This is a genomic window from Bacillus sp. AFS001701, assembly GCF_002559405.1.
GTDB lineage: Bacteria > Bacillota > Bacilli > Bacillales > Bacillaceae_G > Gottfriedia.
On record NZ_NTZO01000467.1, the window covers coordinates 1 to 2,678 of the forward strand.

Consider the following 2,678-nt stretch of genomic DNA (forward strand, 5'->3'; position numbering starts at 1 on the left):
ATATATTTACTATATTACCAATAATATTTTATCGACAATCACTCTATAGTTTCGTTAAAATTATTATATAAGCATAGTTTTTAAAACCCACAACACTTAATTATAATATAAAAATGTAGAATTTTATCAACTACTTTGTGAAAATTTTTAAAAATTCTAACTAAAAGTTCTTTATTTCTTCACATATTATTGGCATAATAATAAATAGATAGTTAAATAGAAAAGAAGGTGAATTGATGAAAACTGAACAAAAATTATACACAATGAAAGAAGCTTTGATTTTTAGTCAAAGAATTGCCCAAATTTCTAAAGCATTATGGAAGTCAGTTGAAAAGGACTGGCAACAATGGATTAAGCCCTATGATTTAAATATCAATGAACATCATATTTTAATGATCGCCTTCCACTTAAAGGGTGCGTCTATTTCTGAAATTGCTAAATTTGGTGTAATGCACGTATCGACTGCTTTTAACTTCTCTAAAAAGCTAGAAGAACGTGGTTTATTAGTGTTTTCTAAAAAAGTAGAAGATAAACGTAATACGTATATTGAATTAACAGAAAAAGGTAAAGAAATGCTATTAGAGATCCTAGGTGAATTTGATCCAGAGACAAATTCAGTTTTTCAAGGTACATTACCATTAAAAGAATTTTATGGTAAATTTCCAGAAAATATGGAAATTATGGCTATTTTACGTAATATTTATGGAAAAGACTTTATGGATATTTTTGAAACAACGTTAGGTAACATAGATAAAGAATTCATTGAAGAAGATAATCGTTTAATTAAGAAACCTTAATATCTTCTTTAAAGTTACAATTTCAGTTTATATGTCCTTGAAATTGTACAAATAAATAGAAGCGGGGCAAGATTAATTAAATCCTTCCGCTTTTTATTTCGGCCACTTTTGTTCAAAATTTCACATAAATACCTCTTTGAAACCCTCAGGCTCATTTCTTTTTCATTTATTTCAAAATTTCAATAAACAAAGAATATATACATCATTAACTATTTTAATCTGGAATAAAAACTCAACCGGAGGTACAATACCTCCGGTCGAATATTTGTCTTATTTACAAATTAGATGCAAGCTGCTCCTACGATAATTAATAAGATGAACAATACAACGATTAACGCAAATCCTCCACCATGGAATCCTACGCCCATCATTCACACCTCCTTTTGCTACATATCTTATCTTATGCGTGTAGTAAAAAATGGTCTGGGCAAATGTATAAATAACCTTCATTTTTGAAGATTCATACTACTTATAAAAATGAACACCCAATTATGATTAACAAAATAAACAAGATCACGATTAATACAAATTCACGCGATGCTTTCCCCTCCATTTTTCCACCCTCCTAACAGTAATCCATAATAATATATAGACGAATGCCTTAAATGATTGGGCGAATGTCACGATTGACAAGTTTTTAATTTGCAGGATAAGCATGATTTTTTAGGCAATGTAAGGAGTTAAAATATAAAAAAGTAGAAATCTGCATTCATTTTACCCTACTCTCATAGTGCCTACATTTCATATAAAACTAGTTCAAGTTTCCTTAAAATTAATTAATTTTTAGTTAAAAAGCATACCAAATTATTCTTTTTTTGGATAAACTTTGTCACTTTGAAGAAAAATATGTTATATTAAGTGAAGTAATTTCCATTAAAAGGTATGTCTAAATACAGGAAAAATTAAGATTTAAGCTCCATACTTTAATAAGTAAAATTTTTCTTTTTAAGAAATCATTTTAAATTTTTATTAGGAGATGTTTAAATGAAAAAGTTAATCGTATCTGCAGTTTTAGCTACCTCAGTATTCGGACTAGCAGCATGTGGATCTGCTGGTGTAAGTAACGATGTAGTTGCTACATCTAATGCGGGAGATATCACATCTAAAGATTTATATAATAAGATGAAGGATACAGCAGGATTAGCAATGCTTAAGCAAATGGCTATTGAAGATTATTTAAAGAAAAACTACAAAGTTAGTGATAAAGATGTTGACGCTAAGTTTAATGAGTATAAAACACAAAATGGTGACCAATTTAAAGCTTTCTTAGCTCAGTACGGATTTAAAGATGAAGCAGCATTTAAAGATCGTGTTAAAATCGATTTATTAACTGAAAAAGCTGCTGAAGCTTCAGTAACGAAAGCTGACCTTGCAAAATATAAACCAGAAATTAGAGCTAGTCATATTTTAGTAAAAGATGAAGCTACAGCTAAAAAAGTTGAAGAAGAATTAGCTAAAGGTGCAGATTTTGCAGCAGAAGCAAAAAAATATTCTACTGACACTGGTTCAAAAGATAAAGGTGGAGATTTAGGCTATTTTGGAGAAGGCGCTATGGTACCTGAATTCGAAGCAGCTGCTTATAAATTAAAAGTTGGAGAAATTAGCCAACCAGTTAAATCACAATTTGGATACCATGTTATTAAATTAACTGGTAAAAAGACTGCTAACGAAAAAGATGCTCGCAAAAAAATTGCAGAGTCTAAGCTAAGCCAAGAAAATTTCCAAGCATTCTCTGATGAACTTCTTAAAAAAGCTAAATTTAAAGTTAAAGATAAAGACTTAGAAAGCCAAGAGAAAAAATCATAAAAAAAAAGCCTGCCTAATTGGCAGGTTTTTTCACGTTGTTGAAAAACTTAATTAATCAGTTTGTAGGTCAATTAA

The 2,678-nt window shown here is 29.4% G+C and carries 4 protein-coding genes; 2 read left to right on the forward strand and 2 right to left on the reverse strand.

Going from position 1 to position 2,678, the window contains the following annotated elements:
• The first annotated feature begins 236 nt into the window (after window positions 1-236).
• Window positions 237-797: an HTH-type transcriptional regulator Hpr gene (locus CN514_RS21180; protein WP_069033846.1), complete on the forward strand. Its 561-nt coding sequence runs from the start codon at window positions 237-239 to the stop codon at window positions 795-797.
• Between the two features lie 281 nt (window positions 798-1,078).
• Here CN514_RS21180 and CN514_RS21185 read toward each other — a convergent pair whose 3' ends face one another.
• Together CN514_RS21185 and CN514_RS21190 are read right to left on the reverse strand one after the other, a co-directional pair.
• A complete protein-coding gene (locus CN514_RS21185; RefSeq protein WP_097973758.1) occupies window positions 1,079-1,168 on the reverse strand; it encodes a YjcZ family sporulation protein in 90 nt (29 codons plus the stop codon).
• A 98-nt stretch (window positions 1,169-1,266) separates the two neighbouring features.
• Window positions 1,267-1,350 (reverse strand): YjcZ family sporulation protein, encoded by an 84-nt coding sequence (locus CN514_RS21190; RefSeq protein ID WP_098234279.1) that lies wholly within the window; start codon window positions 1,348-1,350, stop codon window positions 1,267-1,269.
• 431 nt (window positions 1,351-1,781) lie between these two features.
• Between CN514_RS21190 and CN514_RS21195 the strand changes: the two genes are divergently transcribed.
• Window positions 1,782-2,603, forward strand: coding sequence for a peptidylprolyl isomerase (locus CN514_RS21195; protein WP_098234280.1), 822 nt, complete (start codon window positions 1,782-1,784; stop codon window positions 2,601-2,603).
• Window positions 2,604-2,678: the final 75 nt, after the last annotated feature.